24 protein-coding genes are annotated in these 24,681 nt (G+C 59.9%); 15 read left to right on the top strand and 9 right to left on the bottom strand.

Annotation, left to right across the window (positions count from 1 at the left end; all coding sequences use genetic code 11):
- Nucleotides 1–78 precede the first annotated feature (78 nt).
- From ACWXTG_RS01450 to ACWXTG_RS01435, 4 genes are all read left to right on the top strand, one after another.
- On the top strand, nucleotides 79–1,509 hold the full coding sequence (locus ACWXTG_RS01450; protein ID WP_480220445.1) for a cytochrome ubiquinol oxidase subunit I: 1,431 nt from the start codon (nucleotides 79–81) through the stop codon (nucleotides 1,507–1,509).
- A gap of 3 nt (nucleotides 1,510–1,512) precedes the next feature.
- Nucleotides 1,513–2,520 (top strand): cytochrome d ubiquinol oxidase subunit II, encoded by a 1,008-nt coding sequence (gene cydB, locus ACWXTG_RS01445; protein WP_309564883.1) that lies wholly within the window; start codon nucleotides 1,513–1,515, stop codon nucleotides 2,518–2,520.
- The gene (locus ACWXTG_RS01440; protein WP_309564882.1) at nucleotides 2,507–2,656 is read left to right on the top strand and encodes a DUF2474 domain-containing protein; all 150 of its coding nucleotides are present in this window, start codon (nucleotides 2,507–2,509) and stop codon (nucleotides 2,654–2,656) included. Before cydB ends, ACWXTG_RS01440 begins: the two co-directional genes overlap by 14 nt.
- Nucleotides 2,657–2,818: 162 nt before the next feature.
- Entirely contained in the window at nucleotides 2,819–3,133 is a 315-nt protein-coding gene (locus tag ACWXTG_RS01435; protein ID WP_309564881.1) for a DMT family transporter, read from the top strand.
- A gap of 28 nt (nucleotides 3,134–3,161) precedes the next feature.
- Here ACWXTG_RS01435 and speG read toward each other — a convergent pair whose 3' ends face one another.
- The 3 genes from speG to ACWXTG_RS01420 all read right to left on the bottom strand — a co-directional run bounded on the left by speG (nucleotide 3,162) and on the right by ACWXTG_RS01420 (nucleotide 6,954).
- Entirely contained in the window at nucleotides 3,162–3,734 is a 573-nt protein-coding gene (gene speG / locus ACWXTG_RS01430; RefSeq protein WP_407995946.1) for a spermidine N1-acetyltransferase, read from the bottom strand.
- Between the two features lie 106 nt (nucleotides 3,735–3,840).
- The gene (locus tag ACWXTG_RS01425; RefSeq protein WP_480220444.1) at nucleotides 3,841–4,707 is read right to left on the bottom strand and encodes a TraB/GumN family protein; all 867 of its coding nucleotides are present in this window, start codon (nucleotides 4,705–4,707) and stop codon (nucleotides 3,841–3,843) included.
- 15 nt (nucleotides 4,708–4,722) lie between these two features.
- Nucleotides 4,723–6,954, bottom strand: coding sequence for a YgiQ family radical SAM protein (locus ACWXTG_RS01420; RefSeq protein WP_480220443.1), 2,232 nt, complete (start codon nucleotides 6,952–6,954; stop codon nucleotides 4,723–4,725).
- Nucleotides 6,955–7,045: 91 nt separating this feature from the next.
- On the opposite strand from ACWXTG_RS01420, the gene ACWXTG_RS01415 reads away from it, so the two are divergent.
- Nucleotides 7,046–8,317, top strand: coding sequence for an OmpP1/FadL family transporter (locus tag ACWXTG_RS01415; protein ID WP_309564877.1), 1,272 nt, complete (start codon nucleotides 7,046–7,048; stop codon nucleotides 8,315–8,317).
- Nucleotides 8,318–8,353: 36 nt separating this feature from the next.
- Here the strand turns inward: ACWXTG_RS01415 and ACWXTG_RS01410 are convergent, their stop codons facing one another.
- From ACWXTG_RS01410 to ACWXTG_RS01400, 3 genes are all read right to left on the bottom strand, one after another.
- Nucleotides 8,354–9,499, bottom strand: coding sequence for a mechanosensitive ion channel protein MscS (locus tag ACWXTG_RS01410; RefSeq protein WP_480220442.1), 1,146 nt, complete (start codon nucleotides 9,497–9,499; stop codon nucleotides 8,354–8,356).
- 18 nt (nucleotides 9,500–9,517) lie between these two features.
- Nucleotides 9,518–11,185: a GGDEF domain-containing protein gene (locus tag ACWXTG_RS01405; RefSeq protein ID WP_480220441.1), complete on the bottom strand. Its 1,668-nt coding sequence runs from the start codon at nucleotides 11,183–11,185 to the stop codon at nucleotides 9,518–9,520.
- A gap of 311 nt (nucleotides 11,186–11,496) precedes the next feature.
- Nucleotides 11,497–13,704: a heavy metal translocating P-type ATPase gene (locus tag ACWXTG_RS01400; RefSeq protein WP_480220440.1), complete on the bottom strand. Its 2,208-nt coding sequence runs from the start codon at nucleotides 13,702–13,704 to the stop codon at nucleotides 11,497–11,499.
- Between the two features lie 134 nt (nucleotides 13,705–13,838).
- Here ACWXTG_RS01400 and ACWXTG_RS01395 point away from each other — a divergent pair, with 134 nt between their 5' ends.
- A complete protein-coding gene (locus ACWXTG_RS01395; protein ID WP_480220439.1) occupies nucleotides 13,839–14,030 on the top strand; it encodes a heavy-metal-associated domain-containing protein in 192 nt (63 codons plus the stop codon).
- A gap of 28 nt (nucleotides 14,031–14,058) precedes the next feature.
- On the opposite strand, the gene ACWXTG_RS01390 is transcribed toward ACWXTG_RS01395, so the two are convergent.
- Together ACWXTG_RS01390 and ACWXTG_RS01385 are read right to left on the bottom strand one after the other, a co-directional pair.
- On the bottom strand, nucleotides 14,059–15,426 hold the full coding sequence (locus ACWXTG_RS01390) for a multicopper oxidase family protein (protein WP_480221254.1): 1,368 nt from the start codon (nucleotides 15,424–15,426) through the stop codon (nucleotides 14,059–14,061).
- Nucleotides 15,426–16,823 carry a TolC family protein gene (locus ACWXTG_RS01385; protein ID WP_480220438.1) on the bottom strand — a complete coding sequence of 466 codons (1,398 nt, stop codon included), beginning with the start codon at nucleotides 16,821–16,823 and terminating at the stop codon, nucleotides 15,426–15,428. The genes ACWXTG_RS01390 and ACWXTG_RS01385 overlap by 1 nt, the downstream gene beginning before the upstream one ends.
- A gap of 11 nt (nucleotides 16,824–16,834) precedes the next feature.
- On the opposite strand from ACWXTG_RS01385, the gene ACWXTG_RS01380 reads away from it, so the two are divergent.
- Nucleotides 16,835–17,089, top strand: coding sequence for a hypothetical protein (locus ACWXTG_RS01380; RefSeq protein WP_480220437.1), 255 nt, complete (start codon nucleotides 16,835–16,837; stop codon nucleotides 17,087–17,089).
- Between the two features lie 110 nt (nucleotides 17,090–17,199).
- On the opposite strand, the gene ACWXTG_RS01375 is transcribed toward ACWXTG_RS01380, so the two are convergent.
- Nucleotides 17,200–17,565, bottom strand: a complete 366-nt coding sequence (locus tag ACWXTG_RS01375) for a hypothetical protein (RefSeq protein ID WP_287110454.1) — start codon at nucleotides 17,563–17,565, stop codon at nucleotides 17,200–17,202.
- Nucleotides 17,566–17,667: 102 nt separating this feature from the next.
- Between ACWXTG_RS01375 and aat the strand changes: the two genes are divergently transcribed.
- From aat to ACWXTG_RS01335, 8 genes are all read left to right on the top strand, one after another.
- Nucleotides 17,668–18,363: a leucyl/phenylalanyl-tRNA--protein transferase gene (gene aat, locus ACWXTG_RS01370; protein WP_480220436.1), complete on the top strand. Its 696-nt coding sequence runs from the start codon at nucleotides 17,668–17,670 to the stop codon at nucleotides 18,361–18,363.
- Entirely contained in the window at nucleotides 18,360–19,121 is a 762-nt protein-coding gene (locus ACWXTG_RS01365; protein ID WP_309564870.1) for an arginyltransferase, read from the top strand. Before aat ends, ACWXTG_RS01365 begins: the two co-directional genes overlap by 4 nt.
- A gap of 183 nt (nucleotides 19,122–19,304) precedes the next feature.
- Nucleotides 19,305–20,186 (top strand): prephenate dehydrogenase, encoded by an 882-nt coding sequence (locus ACWXTG_RS01360; RefSeq protein ID WP_480220435.1) that lies wholly within the window; start codon nucleotides 19,305–19,307, stop codon nucleotides 20,184–20,186.
- A 2-nt stretch (nucleotides 20,187–20,188) separates the two neighbouring features.
- Nucleotides 20,189–21,478 (top strand): 3-phosphoshikimate 1-carboxyvinyltransferase, encoded by a 1,290-nt coding sequence (aroA, locus tag ACWXTG_RS01355; protein ID WP_480220434.1) that lies wholly within the window; start codon nucleotides 20,189–20,191, stop codon nucleotides 21,476–21,478.
- Nucleotides 21,479–21,502: 24 nt separating this feature from the next.
- Entirely contained in the window at nucleotides 21,503–22,192 is a 690-nt protein-coding gene (gene cmk / locus ACWXTG_RS01350) for a (d)CMP kinase (RefSeq protein ID WP_480220433.1), read from the top strand.
- A gap of 84 nt (nucleotides 22,193–22,276) precedes the next feature.
- On the top strand, nucleotides 22,277–23,986 hold the full coding sequence (gene rpsA, locus ACWXTG_RS01345) for a 30S ribosomal protein S1 (protein WP_309564866.1): 1,710 nt from the start codon (nucleotides 22,277–22,279) through the stop codon (nucleotides 23,984–23,986).
- Nucleotides 23,987–23,998: 12 nt separating this feature from the next.
- The gene (locus ACWXTG_RS01340; protein ID WP_309564865.1) at nucleotides 23,999–24,286 is read left to right on the top strand and encodes an integration host factor subunit beta; all 288 of its coding nucleotides are present in this window, start codon (nucleotides 23,999–24,001) and stop codon (nucleotides 24,284–24,286) included.
- Nucleotides 24,287–24,396: 110 nt separating this feature from the next.
- Nucleotides 24,397–24,654, top strand: a complete 258-nt coding sequence (locus ACWXTG_RS01335) for a LapA family protein (RefSeq protein WP_309564864.1) — start codon at nucleotides 24,397–24,399, stop codon at nucleotides 24,652–24,654.
- Nucleotides 24,655–24,681 lie beyond the last annotated feature (27 nt).

The raw sequence follows: 24,681 nt of genomic DNA, 5'->3' as shown, positions 1-24,681 counted from the left end.
AAGCTAGCAGTCTTGCGTTTCAGGCACCGTTTACCAAGCGTGCCTGCAGGTTGGTTATCAAGGAGTCAGAACACCGCCATGCCAGACATCTCAGCGCTCGACCTAGCGCGCATCCAGTTTGCCTTCACCGTCTCGTTCCATATCATCTTCCCGGCAATCACCATCGGCCTTGCCAGCTACCTGTTCGTGCTCGAGGCCATGTGGCTCAAAACCGGACGAGAGGTGTACAAGGACCTGTACCACTACTGGCTCAAGATATTCGGCGTCAATTTCGGCATGGGCGTAGTGTCGGGGCTGGTCATGGCCTACCAGTTCGGGACCAACTGGAGCGGCTTCTCCGCCTTTGCCGGCAGCGTCACCGGGCCCTTGCTTACCTACGAGGTGCTCACCGCCTTCTTCCTTGAGGCCGGATTTCTCGGGGTGATGATGTTCGGGTGGAGCCGGGTCGGGCCAGGACTTCACTTGCTTTCAACTGCGATGGTGGCATTGGGCACATTGATTTCAGCCACGTGGATTCTGGCATCCAATAGCTGGATGCAGACCCCGCAAGGCTTCGAGATCGCGAACGGCATCGTGGTGCCGGTCGATTGGTGGGCCATCATTTTCAATCCATCCTTCCCTTACCGCCTGGTGCATATGGGAATTGCCGCCTTCCTGGCAACCGCCTTGATGGTGGGTGCCGCCGGGGCCTGGCACCTGTTAAGGGGGCAAAAGACTGAAGCGACGCGCACCATGCTGTCGATGGCGATGTGGATGCTGGTCGGCGTTGCCCCGCTGCAGGCGGTAGTCGGCGATTTCCACGGCCTGAATACGCTCAAGCACCAGCCTGCCAAACTGGCTGCCATCGAAGGACACTGGGAGCATCATGAAGGCGGCGTGCCCTTGTTGCTGTTCGGCCTGCCGGACATGGAGGCGGAAACCACGCACTTTTCTGTTGGCATCCCGCACTTGGGCAGCCTGATCCTCACGCACAGCTGGGATGGCCGGGTGCCGGCGCTCAAGGATTTTCCTCCTGAAGACCGCCCCAATGCCAGCATCATCTTCTGGTCTTTCCGCGTCATGGTCGGGCTGGGAATAATGATGATCGCGCTGGGCCTATGGAGCGTATGGCTGCGTTACCGCGGCAGCTTGTATACTCACAGGGGTTTCCTGCGCATGGCATTGTGGATGGGCCCTGCCGGCGTGATTGCCATCCTGGCGGGCTGGTTCACCACGGAAATAGGACGCCAGCCCTGGGTGGTTTATGGCATCATGCGTACCGCTGATGCGGTTTCCAACCATGATATATCTTCCCTTGCGGGTTCGTTGGCCTTGTTTGTCGCAGTCTACTTTTTTGTGTTCGGCATTGGGATCAGCTACTTGATGCATCTTATGCGCCTGCCCGTTCGGCACGGGTCGCCGGAACCCGAAGGCGGTCCGGGCCAGCCAAGGCAGCCTATGCGTCCGCTGTCTGCCCCCGACGCCTCTTTCTCGCTAGAATCGCAATCGCATAACGCTAAGGAATCGTAGTAGATGGATTTTGATTTACCAATGATATGGCTGGCGGTGATCCTGTTCGCCATCGCAATGTACGTGATCATGGACGGGTTCGACCTCGGGATCGGCATCCTCTTCCCGTTCGTCAAGGACAAGCATGACCGCGACGTGATGATGAACACCGTGGCTCCCGTCTGGGACGGCAACGAAACCTGGCTGGTGCTGGGCGGCGCCGGCCTCATGGCGGCCTTCCCGCTGGCGTACGCGGTGGTGCTGAGCGCCCTGTACCAGCCGATTATCCTGATGCTGCTGGGGCTGATTTTCCGCGGCGTGGCGTTCGAGTTCCGCTTCAAGGCGCCCGAGCGCGAGCAGGCGTTCTGGGACAAGGCCTTTATCGGCGGCTCCGTCACTGCGGCATTCTTCCAGGGGGTGACGCTAGGCGCCTATATCAACGGCATCGTGCTGAGCGGCAACGCATTCTCCGGCGGCGCATTTGACTGGATCAGCCCGTTCTCGCTATTTACCGGGCTAGGCGTGATGGTCGCCTATGCCATGCTGGGCAGCACCTGGCTCATCATGAAGACCGAAGACAAGCTGCAGCAACGCATGCTGCAAGTCACCCGTCCGCTGGTAGGGCTGGTCGTGATAGCGCTGGCGGGCGTGAGCATCTGGACGCCGCTCGCTCACCCGAGTATCGCCGAGCGCTGGTTCAGCCTGCCCAACTTCTACTTCCTCTCCTTCGTGCCCGTGCTGGTCGCCATCAGCCTGTATTCCCTCATGCGCGAACTCAAGTCGGGCTATGACCGCCAGCCCTTCATCGCCGCCTTGATCATTGTGCTGCTGGGCTTGTTTGGCCTGGCGATCAGCATCTGGCCGCAGATCATCCCGCCGCACGTGACGATCTGGGAAGCCGCGGCGCCCCCCGCCAGCCTCAAGTTCGCGCTGGTCGGCACGCTGGCCATCATCCCCGTCATCCTAGTCTACACGATCTGGTCATACCGCGTCTTCAAGGGCAAGGTGCGGCACGGCGATGGCTACCACTGACCAGGATAAGGCGCGCCCAGCCTGGATCAAGCGCCTGCTCTGGCTCGCCTTGATCTGGGCGGCCAGCGTCACTGCAATGCTGGCTGCCGCATTTCTCATGCGGCTTTTCATGCAGGCGATCGGCCTGCATTCCTGAACGGCGGTACTTCCCGGCCTGGTTTGACAGCCGTGCCGGGACGTGAAAGAATCAATCCATGTCTGTCGCTGGCGGTATTCTCAGCCAGCGCTCACGTGATGGGGACGGCCCCATCATGCTCCACGATCCCGGGACGGCCCGAGCTGCATGAAAGGGTTGCATATGTCCTGGATATACCTGTTACTGGCCGGTGTGTTTGAAATCGGCTTCACCACCTGCCTGAAATTTTCCGAGAGCTTCAGCAAGCCTTTGCCTTCGATCGGCTTCCTGGTGTTCACGATCCTGAGCTTCTTCATGCTCACCAAGGCGCTGGAAGGCATCCCGCTGGGAACCGCCTATGCCATCTGGACCGGCATCGGCGCCTGCGGCACCGCCGTCATCGGCATCTGGCTGTTCGGCGATCCGGCCGGCACATTGCGCATCATGTTCCTGCTGCTGTTGATCGGCTCCATTATCGGCCTGAAGCTCGTATCGTAACGGTGTTGCAATGAGGAGGAAGGCAGGATCAGTCATCCTGCCACTCTCTCAAGACCGAGGCATCCACGGGCGCCGGCCCGACATGGCGCAGGTAATCGTCCTGCAACAAGCGCATGCGCAAGGCATCCCGGTAAGAGCCGTTGGAAAAGAACTCTTCCTTCAAATGCCCTTCCACCTCGAAGCCGCAGGTTTCATAAATATGGATCGCCGCCTGGTTGTCCGTGTCCACGACCAAGTACACCTTGTGCAGGTTCAACACGCGGAAGGCATAGCCCACCGCAATGCGCGTCGCCGACTTGGCAAGGCCGCGGCCCTGATAATCGGGCGCGATGATGATCTGGAACTCCGCGCGCCGGTGGATGTAGTTGATCTCCACCAGCTCGACCAGCCCTGCCAGCTCGCCGTTTTCCAGCTCGATAATGAAGCGCCGCTCGTTCTGGTCGTGAATGTGCCTGTCGTACAGGGCGACCAGCTCGTCATAAGCTTCGTAAGGCTCCTCGAACCAATAGCGCATGATGGTATCGTTATTGTTGAGCTTGTGTACGAAATGCAGGTCGTTGCGCTCCAGCGGGCGCAAGTTGATGCGGTCGGGCATCGCCATAATCAATCCATATGCATTATGTGGGATAGCTTGATTATAGCGCGCCTGGAATGTGAACAAGCGCTAGACAAAATGCCAAGCAAGCGCAGAGCTAATGAGGCATTGGCTATTTGACGGGAGACACGTTAAAACCTGAGCGGCTGAGCAAATCGATGACGCCGCCCTCTCCAGGCAAATGCGCAGCGCCGACAGCCACGAATACCGGCTGCCGGTCTGCGGCAGCGGCAATGCGCTCCGCCATGCGCACGTTGCGCTCGTCCAGCAACTTGACACGCAGCTTTTCCCATAGCCCGGCAGGCAGGTCATCCGCCGTCAGCTCGGAATCCAGCGCGGCCACTTTATCCAGATTGCCGGAAAGATAAGCCTGTATCAGCAGTTCGAAGTCTTTTTCCTTTTGCTCCTGGCTGCGCTTGAGCACGCTGCGCAATATCAGCAATTGCTCTTCCAGGCTGATGCTTTCCAGCGCGGAAAAATGCTCCTGCGGCGTTTCCAGCGCCTCGACGGCCTTGCCTGCGCGTTGCGCCTGCAGGTAAAGCTGCACATCCAGGGTATAGGGAGACTGCGATACGGGCAGGTCGAACACCATGGACAGCAGCCACGGCTTCATGCGCAACGCCATGTCGCGCGGCAGGCCGTGAAAATCGGCAGCGGCATAGACCTGCTCCAGCTCCGCCTCGGTCAGCATTTGAGCCAGGCTGCCCTGCATATAGTAAGGCGAGACGTCATTGGAGGGCAGCACCTCCATCATGAACGATTGCGCAGACTCAAGCGCCGTATTGACGGGCTCTGCCAAGGTCGTCACCCTGGGATCGTCCACATGGATGGTGCCGAACAGGTAGCTGACAGTGCCGTTGCCCGCCTGCACCTTCCACAGCATGCCGTCGCCAGCCGCCATGGCGACGGCGGACCACAGGCAGCAGGCGGAAAAAAAGCCCCGCAAGAGCAAACTTGTGAGGCTTAAGAAAGTACGCATCCCCGTCATGCAGCTTTACGGACGGCCAGGCTTCCTGGCAGGCCTGCCGGAATGCGAAGCGGCAGGCCGCTTGCCGGCGACAGGCGCGCGGCCCGCCGGGCGTGGCGCAGCTGCTGCAGGCTTGGCCGCGCGGCGGCTGCCGTTGGCCTTGGCCTGCTCCTTGGGCAAGATCGGCTGCCAAGCGGGCACCAAATGCTTCTTGCCGTTGCCGATCAGGTCTTCTCGGCCCATTTTCTTCAATGCCTCGCGCAGCATCGGCCAATTGTTGGGGTCGTGATAGCGGATGAAGGCCTTGTGCAGACGGCGCACGCCGCCCGCCCTGGGGATCGGCACGTCTTCGCTGTCGTGCGTCACCTTGCGCAAGGGGTTCTTGCCCGAATGGTACATGGCGGTCGCCATCGCCATCGGCGTCGGGGTGAAGGTCTGCACCTGGTCGAGCTTGAAATCGTATTTCTTCAGCCACAAGGCCAGGTTGAGCATGTCCTCATCGGTAGTGCCCGGGTGCGCCGCGATGAAGTAGGGAATCAGGTATTGCTCTTTGCCCGCCTCGCGCGAGAACCTTTCGAACATTTCCTTGAATTCGTCGTAGGCGGTCATCGCCGGCTTCATCATCTTGCTGAGCACGTTCTCCTCGGAATGCTCGGGCGCAATCTTGAGATAGCCGCCGACGTGGTGCTGCACCAGTTCCTTTACGTATTCCGGCGATTTCACGGCGAGGTCGTAACGCAGGCCGGAACCGATCTGGATGCGCTTGATGCCGGGGATCGCCCTCGCCTTGCGGTAAAGCTGAATCAGGTGCGAATGGTCGGTATTGAGGTTCTCGCAGATGCCCGGGAACACGCAGGAAAGCTTGCGGCAACTCTTCTCTATGGTCTCGCTCTTGCAGGCGAGGCGGTACATGTTCGCCGTCGGCCCGCCGAGGTCGGAGATGGTGCCGGTGAACCCTTCCACCTTGTCGCGCACTTCCTCGAGCTCCTTGAGGATGGAGGCCTCCGAGCGGCTCTGGATGATGCGGCCCTCGTGCTCTGTAATCGAGCAGAACGTGCATCCGCCGAAACAGCCGCGCATGATATTGACCGAGAAACGGATCATCTCCCAGGCCGGGATACGCTCTCCCTTGTATGCCGGATGCGGCGTGCGCGCGTACGTAAGGTCGTAGACATAGTCCATTTCCTTGGTCGTCAGCGGGATCGGCGGCGGATTCAGCCAGACTTCGCGGTCGCCGTGCCGTTGCACCAATACGCGCGCATTGCCGGGGTTGGCCTCGAGGTGCAGCACGCGCGAGGCGTGGGCATACAGCACCGGGTCCTGGGAAACTTCCTCGAAGGCAGGCAGGCGGATGAACTGCCTGCTGCGCTCTGCCTTGGGCTTATTCGGCTTGCGCACGATGGTGATGGCCTGCACGCCCGGCTCCAGGCCCTTGTTGGCCGCAGCGGCGGCTGTGGATGCGCAGGACTCGCCGGTTTGCTCCATTGCCGGTTCCATCGCATAGGGGTCCACCGGCTTGTCTATCTTGCCCGGGCGGTCCAGAGCGGTGGAGGACACTTCCTCCCAGCCTTCAGGCACGTGCTTGCGCAGGAAGGCGGTGCCGCGTATATCGGTAATCTCGCTGACGGTTTCTCCCTTGGCGATGCGGTGGCTGATCTCGACCAATGCACGCTCGGCGTTGCCATAGATCAGGATATCCGCCTTGGAATCGACCAGCACCGAACGGCGCACCTTGTCGGACCAGTAGTCGTAGTGCGCAATCCGGCGCAACGAGGCCTCGATGCTGCCGATCACCAGCGGCACTCCAGGAAAGGCTTCGCGGCAACGCTGCGAATATACCAGGACGGCGCGGTCAGGCCGTTTGCCGGCTATCGCGCCAGGGGTGTACGCGTCGTCGGAGCGGATCTTGCGATCCGCCGTGTAGTGGTTGACCATGGAATCCATGTTGCCGGCCGTAATGCCGAAATACAGGTTGGGCTTGCCCAACGCGCGGAACGGATCGGCAGAATGCCAGTCTGGCTGGGCAATGATGCCGACACGAAAGCCCTGGGCCTCCAGCAAGCGGCCCACCAAGGCCATGCCGAAACTGGGGTGGTCGATATAGGCGTCGCCCGTGACCAGGATAATGTCGCAACTATCCCAGCCCAATTTATCCATTTCTTCGCGCGTCATGGGTAAAATGGGGGCGGTGCCGAAGCGCTTGGCCCAGTATGGCCGATAAGCGCTCAGTAAACGTGGTGATTCCGGTCGTAATTCCATAGCGTCCGCATTTTACCTTGGAATACCTACACCATGATGAAAACACGCTAAAAATTTATAAATTCAACTGATAAATCAGGCAATTAATTCAATGACAACCAGTTTCATGCGCTTGACGGCGCGGCAAGCGGGCCGGGGAGCGGCAACCTTGTTATTCACGCTGGCGATGCCGGCCCACGCCACCAACGGGTTCAACCTGATAGGTTTCGGGGCGGAATCGCTGCTCATGGGCGGCGCCGATGTGGCGGTGGCGCGCGACAGCTCCGCCATCAACACCAATCCTGCCGGGCTCGCCCAGGTCCAGGGCAAGGCGTTCGACGGTTTTGGCAGCGTGTTGCGCACATTGGACTTATCGCATGCGGATCAACACGGCAGCGACGTGCATGCCTCCAACCGTTACACGCCCTTGGCGGGAGGCGGTTATGTGCAATCCCTGGAAAGCCTGCCATGTACGGCCGGAGTCGGCACCTTCGTGCAGGGAGGCGCCGGCGGCGTATTCCGCCACATCAATACATCACAGAACGGCCAGGATAATTTCTCTGCCAAGTTCGGGATTGCCAAGATTGGTGTCGGCATAGGCTGCCAGGTGACTGAGCGGCTATCGCTGGGAACCACCGTAGGGTTAACCTACGCCAGTATCCAACAGTCGCTTTATCGCGACTCCCCCGGCATTGGCGGCATCAAGCTGGAGGATGCCGACGGCATACGCCCCAACTTCAAGATCGGCCTGCAGTACAAACTCAGCCCCACATTGACCCTTGGTGCGGCTTACACGGAAAAAACCAAGCTGCCCCTCACCGGAGGGTCGTTCTCGCTCAATGCCGGGACCCAGACATTCCATTACGACGACGCCAAGCTGGACGGTTTTGCCACACCGAGGGAAGTGGCGGTCGGCCTGGCATGGAAGCCCGATGCCGATTGGTTGCTCGCCTTTAAGCTCAACTGGATCAACTGGTCCGAGGCGCTGAAGTCCACCACGCTGACCGCCCGCAATCCGGACAGCGCATTCGCGCCCTCCCGAATCACAAGCAGCAACCGCATGGATTGGCATGACCAGGTGGTATTGGCGCTGGGACTCGCCCACGAACTGAATGACAAGACCACGCTCTATGCCGGATACAACTACGGGCGCAATCCCATGCCCAGGGCGTCCACCACGCCGTTCATCGCGGGCATACTCGAGCACCACTACACCTTTGGCGCCGCCTACAAGTTCAGTCCCGAATGGACGTTCACCGGCGGTCTGGAGTACTCCCCGGTGGTGAAGGTCAACTACAACAATAGAGAGCTGCCATTCGGCGATGCCCAGCTGCGGAACGAGGCCCTGTTCCTGCACTTCATGCTGAGCCGCCGCTGGCAATAGGCATCAGGCGCGTTTGCCGCGCCCAATGCCGGGGCCTTACTTCTGCTCCAGCTCGATGCTGGAGTCGAAACCGAACACCTTGCCCGCCCAGATGAACACCACCCATACCAGCACCCCGAACGGCAGGTAGCCGAAGAAGCCGAGCAACGGCATTTCCGCAAAAATGTGGATCACGTCGACATAGGGAATGTTGTAGATCCAGTAGTTGGGATTGGTCTGTAATTCGGGCAACGGATGCGCGCTGCCGTAGTTCCATACTTCCCAGAAGAAACCGTTGAACAGCGAAGCCAGCGCCACCAGGATCATCGGGGTCCAGTTGCCCTGGGCCAGCGCGCTGACCGGGTTCCAGATATTGAGGCGCATGAGTATGCCCGCCACCACTGCGAACGGTCCGATCCATACTACCCAGAACAATGGGTAAGGCAGGAAGGTCATGAGGAAAATCAGCGCAAACCCGCCCCAGATCAACAGCCAGGCAGGCAATGCCAGCTTCGGGCCCTGGCTATAGCGGCTAGCCAGTTTTGGACAGGTCTTGAGCAATGTGTACCATTCAAAGATAGCGGGCCACACGGTGGTGTAGGCGATGAGGAACAAGGCCACGATCAGGCCGTGCGACAAGCCGGGAATGTGCGTATTGGGGTAATACCAGTTCCCCAGCACGAAATAGTCGTAATACTCGAAGAACAGCCAGCCGAATACCGATACCAGCGCGCTGATGGCGAAGGTTTTCGGCTTGCTGGACAGCAGCGAGACGCCATTGTTGCGCCGGTAGGTCCAGCCATCCAGCACAAGGATGAAACCCCACCACATCGGGCTGAAGGCATAATAGACCAGGTTGCCGAATGGCGTGACGCGCGCCCACATCAGCCACCAGAAGAACAGGGTGAATGCCGCGCCTATCCAGAACCAGAGCGGGAACGGCTTTTTAGCCGGCTTAGGTGAGGGCTGAACCGGCTTGAAGCCGAACCAGCCCGGGAACAGCAGGAAAATGCCGAAGGCGGTTTCCACCAGGGCAATGACGATGAATATCGTCAGGTTGAACCCCGGCACAGGTTGGTCGTAATCCGGCGGGAATACGCCGAACCCCGGCGGCAGATGGGTATCGGGATAGGCGAACCATGCAGCGATCAATGGCAGTGCCAGACAGACCAGCACGGGCCAAAGCAAAGGCCATTTCTTCATTTTTTATCCTCCTTGTGATCAAACGATTGTCGTTGTTTTTCTCGGATGTTGCTCGGCACTACGCTGGCGCTCGCGCTTCTGCGCATACATGCGCGTGTCCGCCAGATACTTGAGCATGTTGCTGTCACGGCTTTCCATGGCATGGGCGATGCCGTAACTCATGCCCGCAAACTCGAACCCCTGCTTCCGCAGCATATCGATAGACCTCGCCAGGCATGCCTCCAGCTTTTGCACATTGCCTTGCGGACTGGTAATCGCAAACTCATCCCCGCCGATCCGATGCAGGACGCCCAATTCGCCGAGCGCCTCATTCACCGTGTAGGCAAAAGAACGCAGCAGTTCGTCGCCGCGTTTGTGGCCGTAGTTGTCGTTGTAGAACTTGAGGCCGTCGATATCAATGAAGACCAGCACGCCGTCGACCGGCAGCGCGGACAACTCCTGGTCCAGCGCGTAACGGTTGGGCAGCTCGGTCAGGGCATCGGTATGGGCGATCTTCAGGTGCCGTTTCGACAGCGTCAGGGCATGCTCCTTTTCATAATTGAGCAAGGCAAACTGGCGCGCCAACACCAGGGCCAGCAGCACCATTTCGACCGTCACCGCCAGCATCCCCAGGTGCTCTATATAGAAAGTCTGCGACCCGCTCACGCGCGTATTGGTGATGGAATACGCGCCAATCACGAAAAAGGCCGAAATCGCGCCCAGGTAGTACTTCGCAATCAGGTTTCCCCGCCATGCCTTCCTGATCCCCGCCGTCAATCCATACAGCATGATCATGCCGACCCCGACCCGCGCGAGCTCCAGCGAAATATTGGGCCAGATCAGGGCTGCTGGAATGAACAGTGCGAGCAGGAAAATAATGCCGTGCCCCAGCCGGCACAGCTTGGAATCGGAATACCTGCGCAGCTCGAGCAGGTAGATCACGAAATAGACGTAGGCGATATTGGAGCACAGGATGGGAAAACTGATCAGGTAAAACCAATGCACGCCGAACAGGTCGGGCAGGATCAACAATGCCGTGCCGTTATAGAAAATGTTGCCCAGGATGAACAGGGCGTACATGCGGTCCGTTGCCTGCTTGCGGATATAGCCCAGGGCGGCGTAGTAGATCGCGAGGATCAGCATGGCGCCGTACGACACCAGTACGACGGCGTTGCCGAACTTGATCGACTGCTGGTATTCCGGGAGCGTGGCGATGTAGGGCTGCGGATGGGCAAGGAAAAACGGCGCGCTGACCTCGCTCACCAGTTCGTAGCGCCCTGCCGGCAGCATGATGTCGCGCCCATGGCGCAGCATGTAGGGGTTGGCGACGCGGGATTGTATTCCGCCTTTGAGCTCCGCCACCTGCTCCCCCGCGGCATTATAGATATGGTGGGTAAAATGGCCGATGACGCTGGAGCTGTCGAAATCGATGACGTAATGCCCAGTCTTCGCCAGGTCGAATGCAGCCTTGTAGATGAAATACCCGCCGGTTTTGGCGGGGCTGGCGACAGGTTTCAATCGGTCCTGTTCGTGCCATGCCTCTTTCGAGCCGTCATGCTCGACGGCTTCATACCACGTGCCGCTCCCTGCCAACGGTTGGGCGTGTGCCAATAGCACTTGGCACGCCAACAGGCATGATAACAGCCAGCGCATAGTCCAGCGCTTGATCGGCATGGCTTTCACCATCAATGGCATGAACGCAACCATTCCCTCCCCTGAATGAAGCTGTATGAACCGGCCGACCCGAAGGCCTCCATGCTTGGCTGAGCATTCTACAATGCTGCCGCCGACCCCAGCATAAAAAGTTTTACCGGGCCTTGCCGATCCATACGCATGAACTGAGCGTTTGAGACGGGCGCCTGGGCGGCGGCCGCACTTGCATCATTCAGCTAATTTTTATTAAGTATCGAATACCGGATATCCGATTCCGGCATTGAATCACACCCTAAAAGCGCTATCCCCCCCATGAAGCAGTTCAAGCAATGGAACTCAAGCAATTAATGTTCCACAATACCCGGTCAATCGCCATCACCCCCTGAACGCGCCATTCCTGCAGGCCGCCAGCGCCGCAACATCAAGGCGTTGGTGACCACGCTGGCCGAGCTCAACGCCATCGCCGCACCGGCCACCACGGGGTTCAGCAAGCCCATGGCCGCCAGCGGGATCCCCACCAGGTTGTAAATGAACGCCCAGAACAGGTTCTGCCGTATCTTGCTGTAAGTTCGGCGCGAAATCGCGATCGTATCCGCCACCAGCAATGGGCTGCTACGCATCAAGGTGACGGCTGCGGTATGCATCGCGACATCCGTCCCGCTGGACATGGCAAAGCCAATATCCGCCGCAGCCAGCGCCGGCGCGTCATTGATGCCATCCCCGACCATGGCCACCACCCTGTCCCGTTGGCGCAAACCCGTCACGACTGATGCCTTGGTATCAGGCAACTGCTCTGCGTACACCTCGTCAAGCTCCAGTTGCCGGCTGATGCGCTCCGCGCTGGCCGGGTTGTCGCCAGTCAAGAGCAACACCCTGATGCCGAGCGCGTGTAGATGCTGTATCGACGCCGCAGCCTCGGACTTGAGCTCATCGCCGAATGCCATGAGGCCAAGCAGCTCAGGCTGCCCGACGTCGTTATCCGCAGCGAGCCAGGAAATGGTGTACCCGTGTTCCTTCAGCGACGCAAGCTCGGCTTGCATGCCTTCCATCGATACGCCCGCCTGCTGCATGGCACGCTGGTTGCCCAGCCAGACGCGACGGCCATCGACCTTCGCCATCAGGCCGCTGCCCGGCAATGCCACGGCATCTGTCGCAGTGGCAGCCTCGATCCCTGCGGCTTGTGCATGCTCCAGTACCGCCACGGCCAACGGATGGTGGCTGCCCCGTTCCAGTGCAGCCGCCAGCCTGAGCAATTGAAGCTCCCGCCCCGGCATGCTGGCCACCTTGGCTACACGAGGCTTGCCCACCGTCAGCGTGCCGGTCTTGTCGAATGCCACCGTATCGATCCTATGCGCCAGCTCCAGCGCATCCGCATCCTTGATGAGGATGCCGTAACGCGCCGCGACGCCGGTCCCGGCCATGATGGCAGTAGGCGTCGCCAGCCCGAGCGCGCAAGGACAGGCAATCACCAGCACCGCCACCGCATTGAGCACCGCCTGCTCCCACTGCCCGTCGTGCCATACCCACCCCGCCAACGTCAGCGCGGCAATCAGCAAGACCAGCGGCACGAATACGGCGCTCACCTTGTCGACCAAGCGCTGAATGGCCGGCTTGGCGATCTGCGCATCCTCCACCATGCGGATGATGCGGGAAAGGGTCGTCTCTGCGCCGATCGCCGTCGTCTCCACCAGCAACACGCCGTCCAGGTTCACGGCGCCGCCTGTCACCTTGCCCCCCACGCCTTTCTTGACCGGCACGCTTTCGCCGGTGAGCATGGATTCATCAAGATGGCTGCCCCCTTCGCGTATCTCCCCGTCCACAGGCACCCGCTCGCCCGGACGCACCAGCACCATGTCGCCTACCATGACTTCGGCCAATGGCACATCCTGCTCGAGGCCGTTGCGGCGGATGCGCGCAGTATCCGGGCGCAGCGACTGCAATGCGCGTATCGCCTCGGTAGTCTGGCGCTTGGCCCGGCTTTCCAGCCACTTGCCCAGCAGGACCAGGGTGATCACGGCGCTGCTGGCCTCGAAATACAGGTGCGCGGAGTGCTGCCAGAGCAGGTACACGGAAAGCCCGTAAGCTGCGGAAGTCCCGATAGCAACCAGCAAGTCCATGTTGCCCGAAAGATTGATCGCGGCCTTCCATCCCGCACGGTAAAACCGGGCGCCCAGCCAGAACTGCACCGGCGTTGCCAGCAGCCACTGCACCCAGCCGGGCAGCATCCAGTGCTGTCCCAGCAGCATTCCCACCATCGGCAGCACCAGCGGCAAGGTCAGCAAGGCGGCGATGCCGACCTTCCAGCCGCCCTGTATATCCTCGACAGGTGCAATGGGGGCGTCCGGCCTGATCAGGCGGGCCTGGTAGCCCAGTTTGGACACCGCCTGCTCGACCTGTTGCGCCAGATCGGCGCCAACCGCTTCCACATGCGCTTTTTCGGTTGCCAGGTTGACATTCGCCAGCTGCACGCCCGGCAGCTTGTTCAAGGATTTCTCGATGCGCCCGGCACAAGCCGCGCAAGTCATGCCGGTAATGGCGAAATCCAGTTTTTCCAATGGTGGCTGCTTTGTCATCGCGGCAACTTCCTTATCATATCAATCTTGCACGGGCCTCTCACAAGACGAAGGCTTGACTTTACCATGCGGGAAAGGCGCATACTGTTGCGCCTGTATCCAACCAATTCTCAATATTCAATCTGGAGCTTTTCATGCATACATTCAAGGTCAACGACATGAGCTGCAATCATTGCGTACAGGCGATCACCCAGGCTGCGCAAGCGGTCGACCCGCAGGCAAAAGTCACGGTGGACCTCGCGGAAAAGGCCGTGCATATAGACAGCAACGCCGATATCGCCCGCTTTCGCGATGCGATCAGCGAAGCCGGCTACACGCCTGAATAGCGGCCGCATCAACCCGGAGGGCATGACGCTAATGCCCTTCATGTCCGCCCGGCTTCCTGATATGCAAGGTATGCCCCTCGCCGCTTGCAGCGGGCGCCCTGCTCACCGGCACCCCGCTGGCGTCGACTTCGTGCGCCACAGTGCCGGGGGGATTCGGGTAATCTCCCGGATCGCTGTAATCTCCGGCCTTCAACCCCGCACGCACCTTGACCGCAGTAAACATGCCTCCCATGTGCATGTCCCCGAACTGGCCCTTGCCGCTCATCATCGGCAGGGTATTTTCCGGCAACGGCATGTCCATCTCGCCCATTTCCGCCATGCCGCTTTCCCCCATGGGCATGTAGTCCGGCAGCAACTGCGTGATCTTGTCGACCAGCCCTTTCTGCTCGACGCCTATCATGGTCGGCACCTGGTGGCCCATGGCGTTCATGGTATGGTGGCTCTTGTGGCAATGGAAAGCCCAGTCCCCCGGCGCGTCGGCGACAAACTCGACCGCGCGCATCTGGCCGACGGCGATATCGGCGGTCACTTCCGGCCAGCGCGCCGCAGGCGGGACCCAGCCGCCGTCAGTCCCCGTCACGGTAAACTCGTGCCCGTGCAGGTGGATAGGATGGTTGGTCATGCTGAGGTTGCCGACGCGTATGCGCACCCGCTCATTCAGCCCGGCCACCATGGGGGCTATACCCGGGAACACACGGCTGTTGAAAGTCCAGAGATTGTGCTCCAGCATGGTCGCCACCTTGGGCGTGTAACTGCCGGGGTCAATGTCATAGGCGTTGATGAGGAAGACATAGTCCCGGTCCACGCGCATGAAATCGGGGTTTTTAGGGTGCGTGACCCAGAACCCCATCATGCCCATGGCCATCTGTACCATTTCGTCGGCGTGCGGATGGTACATAAAGGTGCCGGCACGTTTGGCCTCGAACTCATAGACAAAGGTCTTGCCGGCCGGGATTGCCGGTTGCGTGAGGCCGCTCACGCCGTCCATGCCGTTGGGCAGACGCTGCCCGTGCCAGTGGACGCTGGTTGCCTCCGGCAGGCGATTGGTAACGTAGATGCGCACACGATCCCCCTCCACCACCTCGATCGTCGGCCCAGGGCTCTGGCCGTTGTAACCCCACAGATGCGCCTGCATGCCGGGCGCGATCTCCCGCACCACGGGTTCCGCCACCAGGTGGAACTCCTTGACGCCATCGCGCATGCGCCACGGCAGGCTCCAGCCATTCAAGGTCACCACCGGGTGAAAAGGCCTGCCGTTGCCAGGCGCGCGGGGCACCTGGGTTTCCGCGCCGCCCATGCTGGCAATTTCCGGCAAGGCCGCCATCGCCACCTTGCTGACCGTGCCCGCAGCTACGGCAGCCGCTCCGAGCCTGAAAAAATCACGGCGATTCAACATCATTCTCCCCTTCCATTCTCATCCAGGGATGCCACGGGCCCCATGGTCGCCATCGTCAGCCCGGCGTCCGCCAGCCAGAAATCACGCACGGCATTGATATACCGGCTCACGCTGCCGACCTGCTCCCGCGCGTCCGCAAGCAATTCGAAGGCGCTGAGCAGCATACCGTTGTAGCGCAGCTGGTGCTCTTGCAGGATGCGCTTGCGCAGCGGCACGATCTCGTCCTGGACATGGCGCGCCATTTCGTAGCGCACGCGGTACCGTGCATAGGCGGCCCGCACCTCGGTTTCCGCATCGATAGCCGTCTGCGCCGTACGCTCGAGCGCCTGCGTATAGATTGCCTCGGCGCGCTTCACGCGCGCGCTGCCCCAGTCGAACAGCGGCAGTTCGAAGCCCAGGGTGACGCCCTTCTTGTAGGCCTCGCCGCGCCGGCCCTCCAGCACGCGTGCCGGGCCTATATCCAGCACATTGATCAGGCGCGTGGTCTTGCTCAGGCCGAGCTGCTTGGCGAGCGCATCCACTTCGGCACGCATCGCCAGCAAGTCCAGCCTCTGCAGGAAAGCCTGCTGCTGCACCTGCAGGAGGTCCTCCTCCTTGGCCGGTAGATCAGGCAGGCGCGGCGGCAGCGTAAATTGCTCGCTGTTTCCCAGCCCGATCGCACGCGACAACCGCTCGCGCGTCATGCGCTGGCGTTCGCGCGCCGCCGCGTACTCCAGCGCGGCATCGGCATAAAAGCTTTGCTCGCGCGCCTGGTCCAGCTTGCTCCAGTTGCCTTGCTGGTGCATGCGCCGCGCCAGCTCGGCCGCCGCTTCCGCCGCCTGCATCACCTGCGCGGCATACAGCGACGATTGTTCCGCCGCGACAGCCGCAACCCAGGCCTGCCGGGTTGCCTGCGCCAAGGCCAGCACCTGCAGGCTGACCTCGCGCTTGGCCTGTTCGAAGCGTTGCTGCTCCACGGCCTTGGCCTGCGGCATCGTCAGCAGGGAAAACAGGTTGAAGGTGAACGACTGTTCTATCTTGTAGTCGCCGTCATGGCGCGTGTACAGCATGGAAAAACGCGGATTGGGCAACCGCCCGGCCTGCACAAGGTCTGCTTCGGCAATACCGAGTTCGGCAAATCCGGCTTTCAGGCCCTGGTTGTTCAACAAGGCCAGTTGCACGGCTTCCTCGATTCCCAGCGGCTTGGCGAGCAATTCCTCCGTCCGCTGCCGTGAAGACGCCTCTCCGGCACTATCCAAGACCACGTCCTGTTTCAGGCGTTGGGCAACCGTGGAGCGTACATCGTCCATGCCGCCGTCGCGGCTGAACGTGGCGCAGCCGGCGAGCAGGCCAGTGACAATGGCAAGAGCGACGACGGGAAGGCAGGACACATATTGCCCAGGCAACAACTTGGCCATGATCATTCCCCATGCATGTGATGGTGGCCGTCATGCTGCCCGTCCCCATGCTGCCCATCATCATGCTGCGTGTCATGTTGATGCTGCTCATGGCCGGCATGGTCGTGGTGCATATCGTGTCCGGCATGCGGCTGCAGCGGGGCGGCTGCGGCGCCCCGCTCGAATTTTTGGTATTGCCCGAGGACCGGCTCATGGCGCAAGGCCGGACTCGGCTCGGTTTCAGCCTCTGCTGCCGCCACGGGCAGGACAAGGCACAGGCAGCCTAAAGCTGACAAGGCTATATTGAATCGCATGATGCTCTCCATTCATGATGTGGGCCTGATTGATGCAAGCAGGCCGTTAAAACCTAGCCGCAGGAATAGCGGCCATGACGAAATCAGATGGAGAGCGGGATCGGCGGGCGCTGCCATTGCGCCAAGGCAGGCGGGAAATAAATCAGGCTTGGCGCGATATCCACCTGGCGAGGCGGCAAATCGGGCGTAGACATGCGGATGGAAATAGGCAATACGCTGAAGCATGACAGGCAATCATGGCAGTTCCTGCAATTGTCGCCATGCTGCTCATCATGCTGATACGCGCCGTCATCATGCTGCGCATGATCGTGGGTAGCTTGATGCTGATGCGCCGCTGGCTGCGCTGTCGCAGGGGAAACGGCAGGCAGATGCAGGCTGCTGCTGGCCGCCACGGTATCCGCGAGGAACATGGTCAGCAGCAACAGGATGATGGTGCGATAAAGGCGCATGGAAGAAAAATAGCACAATCAGGACATGCAGCAAAGCCGCAACTGCATTATGCTAATGCCCATCTTGACGATATCGCCACAATCCATCCCTCGTTAACCCCTATGAGCCATCAATACTACCGCTTGCCTGGCGGCCTGGTGCGGGCATTGCAGGCGAATACGCCCTTTCCTCCCTTGGAGGCTGCATTGCAGGAGCCCAACGGGTTGATCGCCATTGGCGGCGAACTGACTGCCGAACGCCTGCTCAGCGCATATCGCCAGGGCATATTCCCCTGGTTCGGCGAAGGAGAACCCATACTGTGGTGGAGCCCGGACCCGCGCATGGTGCTGTTCCCCACTGAGTTGAAAATATCCAGGTCGCTGGCCAAGCGGCTCAAACGCCGGGATTATGAAGTCCGCTTCAACACGGCATTCAGCGAAGTGATCGCTGCATGCGCCGCCACCCCGCGCGCAGGCCAGGACGGCACCTGGATCACCGAAGGCATCATGGAGGCCTATACCGCGCTGCACCGGCTGGGCTACGCCTATAGTGCCGAGACCTGGATGGACGGCAAACTGGCAGGAGGCTTGTACGGCGTCAGCCTGGGCAGGATGTTCTATGGGGAGTCCATGTTCCACCATGCCACTGACGCCTCCAAGCTCGCATTCGTGCATATGGTGCAACGCCTCCAGGCTTTGGGTTGCGGCATGATCGATTGCCAGATGAAAACCCAGCACCTGGCCTCATTGGGCGCACGCGAGATTCCACGTGCAGAATTTTCACAACGGCTGCATGAATTGGTACACTACCCTACATGACATTGCCCGGCGAACAGCACCTGCATAAAATCCAGTTCTACGCTACCACGGCGTATTCCTGCGGTTACCTTGCAGATAAACCAGCGCAATCGCTGATTGCCACACCGCACCACCTGATTGACGCCCATGCCTACAGCGGCCTGATACAGCTTGGTTTCCGCCGCAGCGGCAAGTTTGCCTACCGTCCCCATTGCGAGACTTGCCACGCCTGCATCCCCGTCAGGCTGCCGGTCGCGGATTTCCAGCCCAGCCGCAGCCAGCGCCGGGCCTGGAAACAGCACCAGAACCTGTCCGTCGCCCTCATGGAACTGACTTTCTCGGAAGAACACTTCGCCCTCTATTCCGCCTACCAGGTCGCCCGGCACGAAGGCGGCTCCGGCGATCCGGAAACCGCGGAGCAATACCGCAACTTCCTGGTACAGAGCAATGTGGAAAGCCTGATGGTGGAATTCCGTGAAGACGGCGTACTGAAAATGGTCAGCGTCGTGGACATCGTGCGTGACGGCGTTTCCGCGGTCTATACCTTCTATGAAGCTGCCGACAAACACGCGAGCTATGGGACTTACAACATCCTGTGGCTGCTTGAATGGTGCGAAAGCCTCAACCTGCCTTACCTTTATCTGGGCTACTGGATCAAGGAAAGCCGCAAGATGGCCTACAAGCAAAACTTCCTGCCCCAGGAAGGCCTGATCGACGGCGAATGGCGCCCGATCCATGCAGAACAGCCCCATATCGAACAGTCTGAACAACAAAAATAATACTTCCTGCAGTGAACCAATTCCGCTTTCGCCACTCCTAGCAATTACTCCTTGTCATCTCCTGCAACCGGCGTTTTGTGCTTATCTGCCTTCGCACAAAACGTCTTGGTTGCTTTTCCCCATCCAGCCGACGACGGCCGGCATGTTACAATTGCGCTTTTAATTCCGCGCTGCATCCCCATCTTGAAAAAACTGCTTGTTTTCGGCATTGGCCTGATTGGCGGCTCGCTTGCCCTTGCGCTCAAGGCAGCCAATGCAGGCTGGCATGTGACTGGCGTAGGTCGCGCAGGCGACAGCCTGCAGGAAGCCCTCGCCCTTGGCATCATCGATGAAGCCGCCAGCGATATCGCCACAGCGCTCAAGGATGCGGATGTGGTCATGATTGCGACGCCGGTGGCCCAGATTGCCCCCATCCTGCAGCGTATTGCGCCGTATCTCGAAGACAAGACCGTCGTCACCGACGCTGGCAGCACCAAGGCCGATATCGCCGAACAATCACGCCATATCCTCGGCAAGGCGGCATCGCGCTTCGTGCCCGGCCACCCGATCGCAGGCGCGGAGAAAAGCGGGCCCTCTGCCGCGCAAGCCACGCTGTACCAGAACAAGAACGTGGTTCTCACCCCGGGCGAGCATACCGACCCGGCAGCAGTCCAGGCGGTTCGCGCGCTCTGGGCCAGCACCGGCGCCGTCGTGCGCGAAATGAGCCCTAGCGGGCATGACACCGTGTTTGCCGCGGTCAGCCACCTGCCGCACCTGCTGGCCTTTGCCCTGGTGGACGAATTGGCCGCCCGCCCGGATGCGGACCAGTTCTTCGAGTTCGCAGCCAGCGGCTTCCGCGACTTCACCCGTATTGCGGGCAGCTCGCCGGAAATGTGGCGCGACATCAGCCTCGCCAACCGCACCGCCCTGCTGCAGGAGCTGGACCGCTACCAGGCAACCCTTGCCGATCTGCGCCATACCCTGGAACAAGGCAATGCAGCCGGCCTGCAAGCCATCTTCGAACGTGCCAGCCATGCCCGCAATGCCTGGGCCGGGCGCAACACATCCGCATCATGGAAGAATTAAGCATGGAAACCCTCACCCTGCCTGCCGCACGCCACGCCCACGGCACAGTCAAGCTGCCAGGCTCGAAAAGCATCTCCAACCGTACATTGCTGCTTGCAGCGCTCGCGCAAGGCAATACCGAGATTCACGAGCTGCTGGCATCTGACGATACGCAACGCATGCTCGAAGCCCTGCACACGCTCGGCGTCAAGCTGGAGCAGACCGGCACTCACCAATGGCAGGTGGAGGGAACGGGAGGACAACTTCCGGTCAAGCAGGCCAAATTGTTCCTCGGCAATGCCGGCACCGCCTTCCGCCCATTGACGGCGGCCTTGGCCTTGTCGCAAGGGGAATACGAACTGTCGGGCATCGCGCGCATGCACGAGCGTCCGATCGGCGACCTGGTGGATACGCTCAATGCTGCTGGCGCCGCCATCGAGTATCTGCAAAACCCAGGCTTCCCTCCCTTGCATATCCGCCCGGCACAACTGGACACCAGCCAGGCGCTACGCGTGCGCGGCGACGTCTCCAGCCAATTCCTGACCGCCCTGTTGATGGCCTTGCCGCTCACGGGCCGGGAAGCCCGCATTGAGGTCGTCGGCGAACTGATTTCCAAACCTTATATTGAAATCACGCTCAACCTCATGCGCAGGTTCGGCGTCGAAGTGCTGCGCGACGGCTGGAACGCGTTCACCATCCCTGCCGGCAGCACATACAAGAGCCCGGGCGTTGTCCAGGTCGAGGGAGACGCCTCCTCCGCCTCCTACTTCCTGGCAGCGGGAGTAATAGGCCACGGCCCCGTCAAGGTGGAAGGCGTAGGCCGCAACAGCATCCAGGGCGACGTGCGCTTTATAGAAGCGCTTGAGTTGATGGGGGCCGCCGTCAGCACCGGGGACAACTGGATCGAAGTCCGTTCGACGCCCGGCAAGCTCAGGGCCCTAGACCTTGACTGCAACCACATCCCGGATGCGGCGATGACGCTGGCCATCCTGGCGCTGTTTGCCCACGGCCCGAGCACCTTGCGCAATATCGCGAGCTGGCGCGTCAAGGAAACCGACCGTCTCACCGCCATGGCGACAGAGCTGCGCAAGGTCGGAGCGATTGTCGAGGAAGGCAGCGACTATCTGCGCATCACGCCTCCTCCGGAACTAGTTCCCAACGCACAAATCGACACCTATGACGACCACCGCATGGCGATGTGCTTCTCGCTGGTCGCCCTCGGCGGCGTGCCTATCGTGATCAACGATCCGAATTGCGTCGCCAAGACCTTTCCTGATTATTTCGAGCGCTTTGCCATGCTGCTGCAAGCGTAAAACAAGATTGCTTCCGTATTTCCAATGACCGATATACCAACATCCGCCGTTCCCGTCATCGCCATCGATGGCCCATCCGCCTCGGGCAAGGGCACCGTTGCTCAGCGCGTGGCGCAAACCCTGGGCTATCACTACCTTGATTCGGGAGCCATTTACCGCATTGCCGCCCTTGCAGCACTCAGGCGCGGCATCAGCTGGCAGAATGAAGCCGCGCTGGCAGACATGGCCTCAGACCTGGACATCAGCTTTTCCGATGGGGAAATCTACTTGGACGGCGAAACCATCACTGAAGCCGTACGCACCGAACAAATCAGCCGCGGCGCCTCGGAAGTCGCCGTCCACCCGGCATTGCGCCGTGCGCTGCTCGACCTGCAGCAAAGCTTCCGCAAGGCGCCCGGCCTGGTCGCGGATGGACGCGACATGGCGACCGTGGTCTTCCCTGACGCCCAAACCAAGATATTCCTCACTGCCAGTGCCGAGGTCAGGGCGGAGAGACGCTATAAACAGTTGATAGAAAAAGGAATCCATGCTAATCTCGCGGAAATCTTGCAGGATTTGCAAACCCGCGATGCAAGGGACAGCCAACGAGCCGTTGCGCCATTGCAAAAAAGCGAGAACGCGAGGTTGCTGGAAACCAGCGACCTTAGCATAGATCAGGCGGTCGATGCGATACTGGATTACAGCCGCGCTGACACTGGAAATCAAGTTTTGTAGTAGTACGAGTGCCGTGAATCTCACCGGTTCATGGTTTTTTTAATTTGACCCGCTGCACGGCGGGATTATCTGGATATTTTTTTAATGGCTAACCTTTCAACCACAACCTCCTCCATGGAAAGCTTCGCAGCCCTGTTCGAGGAAAGCCTGGCTCGCCAGGAAATGCGCTCCGGTGAAGTGATCACCGCCGAAGTTGTCTCCGTCGATGACGACTTCGTTATTGTCAACGCCGGCTTGAAGTCGGAAAGCGTGATCCCCGCTTCCGAGTTCCGCAACGACCGCGGCGAACTCGAAGTGAATGCAGGCGACTTCGTCAAGGTCTGCATCGAATCCCTGGAAGATGGTTATGGTTCCACCAAGCTGTCGCGCGAAAAGGCCAAGCGCCTCGCGGCATGGCAAGACCTCGAAGAGGCAATGAACGAATCCCGCATCATCAAGGGCATGGTCAATGGCCGCGTCAAGGGTGGCTTGACCGTCATGGTCAACAGCATCCGCGCGTTCCTGCCAGGCTCCCTGGTTGACCTGCGCCCTGTCAAGGACACCACTCCTTTTGAAAACAAGGAATGGGACTTCAAGGTTATCAAGCTCGACCGCAAGCGTAACAACGTTGTGGTTTCCCGCCGCGCCGTGCTGGAAGAAACCATGGGCGCCGACCGCGAAGCACTGCTCGAATCCCTGAAGGAAGGCGCAGTGGTCAAGGGTATCGTCAAGAACATCACCGACTACGGTGCGTTCGTTGATCTCGGCGGTATCGACGGCCTGTTGCACATTACCGACCTCGCATGGCGCCGCGTCAAGCACCCATCCGAAGTGCTGACCGTAGGTGAAGAAGTCGAAGCCAAGATCCTCAAGTTCGACCAAGAGAAGAACCGCGTTTCCCTGGGCATCAAGCAACTGGGCGACGATCCATGGGTTGCTTTGGGCCGCCGCTACCCAGTCGGCACACGCCTGTTCGGCAAGGTGACCAACCTGACCGACTACGGCGCATTCGTTGAAATCGAGCCAGGCATCGAAGGCCTGGTGCACGTTTCCGAAATGGACTGGACCAACAAGAACGTTCACCCTGCCAAGATCGCTCAACTGGGCGACGAAGTAGAAGTGATGATCCTGGAAATCGACGAAGACCGTCGTCGTCTGTCCCTGGGCATGAAGCAATGCCAGGCCAACCCATGGGATGACTTTGCTGCTTCCCACAAGAAGGGCGACAAGGTCAGCGGCCAGATCAAGTCCATCACCGATTTCGGCGTATTCATCGGCTTGCCTGGTGGCATCGACGGCCTGGTGCACCTCTCCGACCTATCCTGGAACCAGCCTGGCGAAGAAGCGATCCGCAACTTCAAGAAGGGTGACGAGCTCGAAGCTGTTGTGCTGAGCATCGACGTTGAGAAAGAGCGTATCTCCCTGGGCGTCAAGCAGCTCGACAGCGACCCGTTCAGCGCCTACACCGCACTGAATGACAAGGGCGCCATCGTCAAGGGCACCGTCAAGTCCATCGAAGCCAAGGGCGCCGTGATTGCTCTGGACAACGAAGTTGAAGGTTACCTGCGTGCTTCCGAAGTTTCCCGCGATAAGGTAGACGACATTTCTACCGTACTCAAGGAAGGCGAAGAAATCGAAGCCCGCATCACCAACATCGACCGCAAGAACCGCTCCATTGCCTTGTCCATCAAGGCGAAGGACCTTGCCGATGAAGCTGATGCGTTGCAGAAGTTCAGCAATGATGCCGGCTCTGCAGGCACCACCAACCTTGGTGCATTGCTGAAGGCCAAGCTTGACGGCAAAAACAACGAGTAAGGTCATAGCGTCATGACCAAATCGGAGTTGATTGCCAACCTGGCTGCGCGCTTTCCGCAACTGGTCGTCAAGGATGCAGAACTTTCCGTCAAGGCGATTCTTGACTCCATGACGGATAATCTTGCTTCTGGTGAACGCATTGAAATCCGTGGTTTCGGCAGCTTCAGCCTGAACTACCGTCCACCGCGGCTGGGGCGCAACCCCAAGACTGGCGAAAAGGTGCAGGTGCCCGAGAAGCATGTGCCTCACTTCAAGGCAGGCAAAGAGTTGCGTGAGCGTGTAGACGGCAACAGCGATTAAGCACGCAGACTGCTGTGCTAGGAAAAGCGGTAGCATTCAGGTGCTACCGCTTTTTTATTTTTTTACATCAAATCCTGCACGCCTTGGCGATGCTTGGGTAAAATCGGGGCATGCGCACCTTATATACGATACTTGGCGTCTTGCTGTTCATCCTGCTGCTTGGATTTGCCTTCAAGAACGCAGAGCCCGTCGAGCTTGCCTATTACCTGGGCTATTCTTGGAAAGCTCCGCTTTCCCTCATGCTTCTGATCACATTCTTCAGCGGCATCATTGCCGGCGTCATTGCCTGTCTGGGATCGCTGATCGGCCAGCGCCGCAAGCTGCTGGCACTGGAAAAAGAAATCAAGAACCTGAAGATGAACAAATAACAAGCGTATGACTTGTGATGCCATCTC

Source organism: Methylobacillus sp. DLP286, from assembly GCF_056636515.1.
Note: the sequence above shows the minus strand (reverse complement) of the source record. Positions and strands in the feature narration are given on the sequence as shown.

Bases quoted from the DNA above. Each gene is read 5' to 3' on its own strand.
- ACWXTG_RS01450 (WP_480220445.1), top strand. From the start codon at position 79: ATGCCAGACATCTCAGCGCTCGACCTAGCGCGCATCCAGTTTGCCTTC.
- cydB (WP_309564883.1), top strand. From the start codon at position 1,513: ATGGATTTTGATTTACCAATGATATGGCTGGCGGTGATCCTGTTCGCC.
- ACWXTG_RS01440 (WP_309564882.1), top strand. From the start codon at position 2,507: ATGGCTACCACTGACCAGGATAAGGCGCGCCCAGCCTGGATCAAGCGC.
- ACWXTG_RS01435 (WP_309564881.1), top strand. From the start codon at position 2,819: ATGTCCTGGATATACCTGTTACTGGCCGGTGTGTTTGAAATCGGCTTC.
- speG (WP_407995946.1), bottom strand. From the start codon at position 3,734: ATGGCGATGCCCGACCGCATCAACTTGCGCCCGCTGGAGCGCAACGAC.
- ACWXTG_RS01425 (WP_480220444.1), bottom strand. From the start codon at position 4,707: ATGCGTACTTTCTTAAGCCTCACAAGTTTGCTCTTGCGGGGCTTTTTT.
- ACWXTG_RS01420 (WP_480220443.1), bottom strand. From the start codon at position 6,954: ATGGAATTACGACCGGAATCACCACGTTTACTGAGCGCTTATCGGCCA.
- ACWXTG_RS01415 (WP_309564877.1), top strand. From the start codon at position 7,046: ATGACAACCAGTTTCATGCGCTTGACGGCGCGGCAAGCGGGCCGGGGA.
- ACWXTG_RS01410 (WP_480220442.1), bottom strand. From the start codon at position 9,499: ATGAAGAAATGGCCTTTGCTTTGGCCCGTGCTGGTCTGTCTGGCACTG.
- ACWXTG_RS01405 (WP_480220441.1), bottom strand. From the start codon at position 11,185: ATGGTTGCGTTCATGCCATTGATGGTGAAAGCCATGCCGATCAAGCGC.
- ACWXTG_RS01400 (WP_480220440.1), bottom strand. From the start codon at position 13,704: ATGACAAAGCAGCCACCATTGGAAAAACTGGATTTCGCCATTACCGGC.
- ACWXTG_RS01395 (WP_480220439.1), top strand. From the start codon at position 13,839: ATGCATACATTCAAGGTCAACGACATGAGCTGCAATCATTGCGTACAG.
- ACWXTG_RS01390 (WP_480221254.1), bottom strand. From the start codon at position 15,426: ATGTTGAATCGCCGTGATTTTTTCAGGCTCGGAGCGGCTGCCGTAGCT.
- ACWXTG_RS01385 (WP_480220438.1), bottom strand. From the start codon at position 16,823: ATGGCCAAGTTGTTGCCTGGGCAATATGTGTCCTGCCTTCCCGTCGTC.
- ACWXTG_RS01380 (WP_480220437.1), top strand. From the start codon at position 16,835: ATGCATGTGATGGTGGCCGTCATGCTGCCCGTCCCCATGCTGCCCATC.
- ACWXTG_RS01375 (WP_287110454.1), bottom strand. From the start codon at position 17,565: ATGCGCCTTTATCGCACCATCATCCTGTTGCTGCTGACCATGTTCCTC.
- aat (WP_480220436.1), top strand. From the start codon at position 17,668: ATGAGCCATCAATACTACCGCTTGCCTGGCGGCCTGGTGCGGGCATTG.
- ACWXTG_RS01365 (WP_309564870.1), top strand. From the start codon at position 18,360: ATGACATTGCCCGGCGAACAGCACCTGCATAAAATCCAGTTCTACGCT.
- aroA (WP_480220434.1), top strand. From the start codon at position 20,189: ATGGAAACCCTCACCCTGCCTGCCGCACGCCACGCCCACGGCACAGTC.
- cmk (WP_480220433.1), top strand. From the start codon at position 21,503: ATGACCGATATACCAACATCCGCCGTTCCCGTCATCGCCATCGATGGC.
- rpsA (WP_309564866.1), top strand. From the start codon at position 22,277: ATGGCTAACCTTTCAACCACAACCTCCTCCATGGAAAGCTTCGCAGCC.
- ACWXTG_RS01340 (WP_309564865.1), top strand. From the start codon at position 23,999: ATGACCAAATCGGAGTTGATTGCCAACCTGGCTGCGCGCTTTCCGCAA.
- ACWXTG_RS01335 (WP_309564864.1), top strand. From the start codon at position 24,397: ATGCGCACCTTATATACGATACTTGGCGTCTTGCTGTTCATCCTGCTG.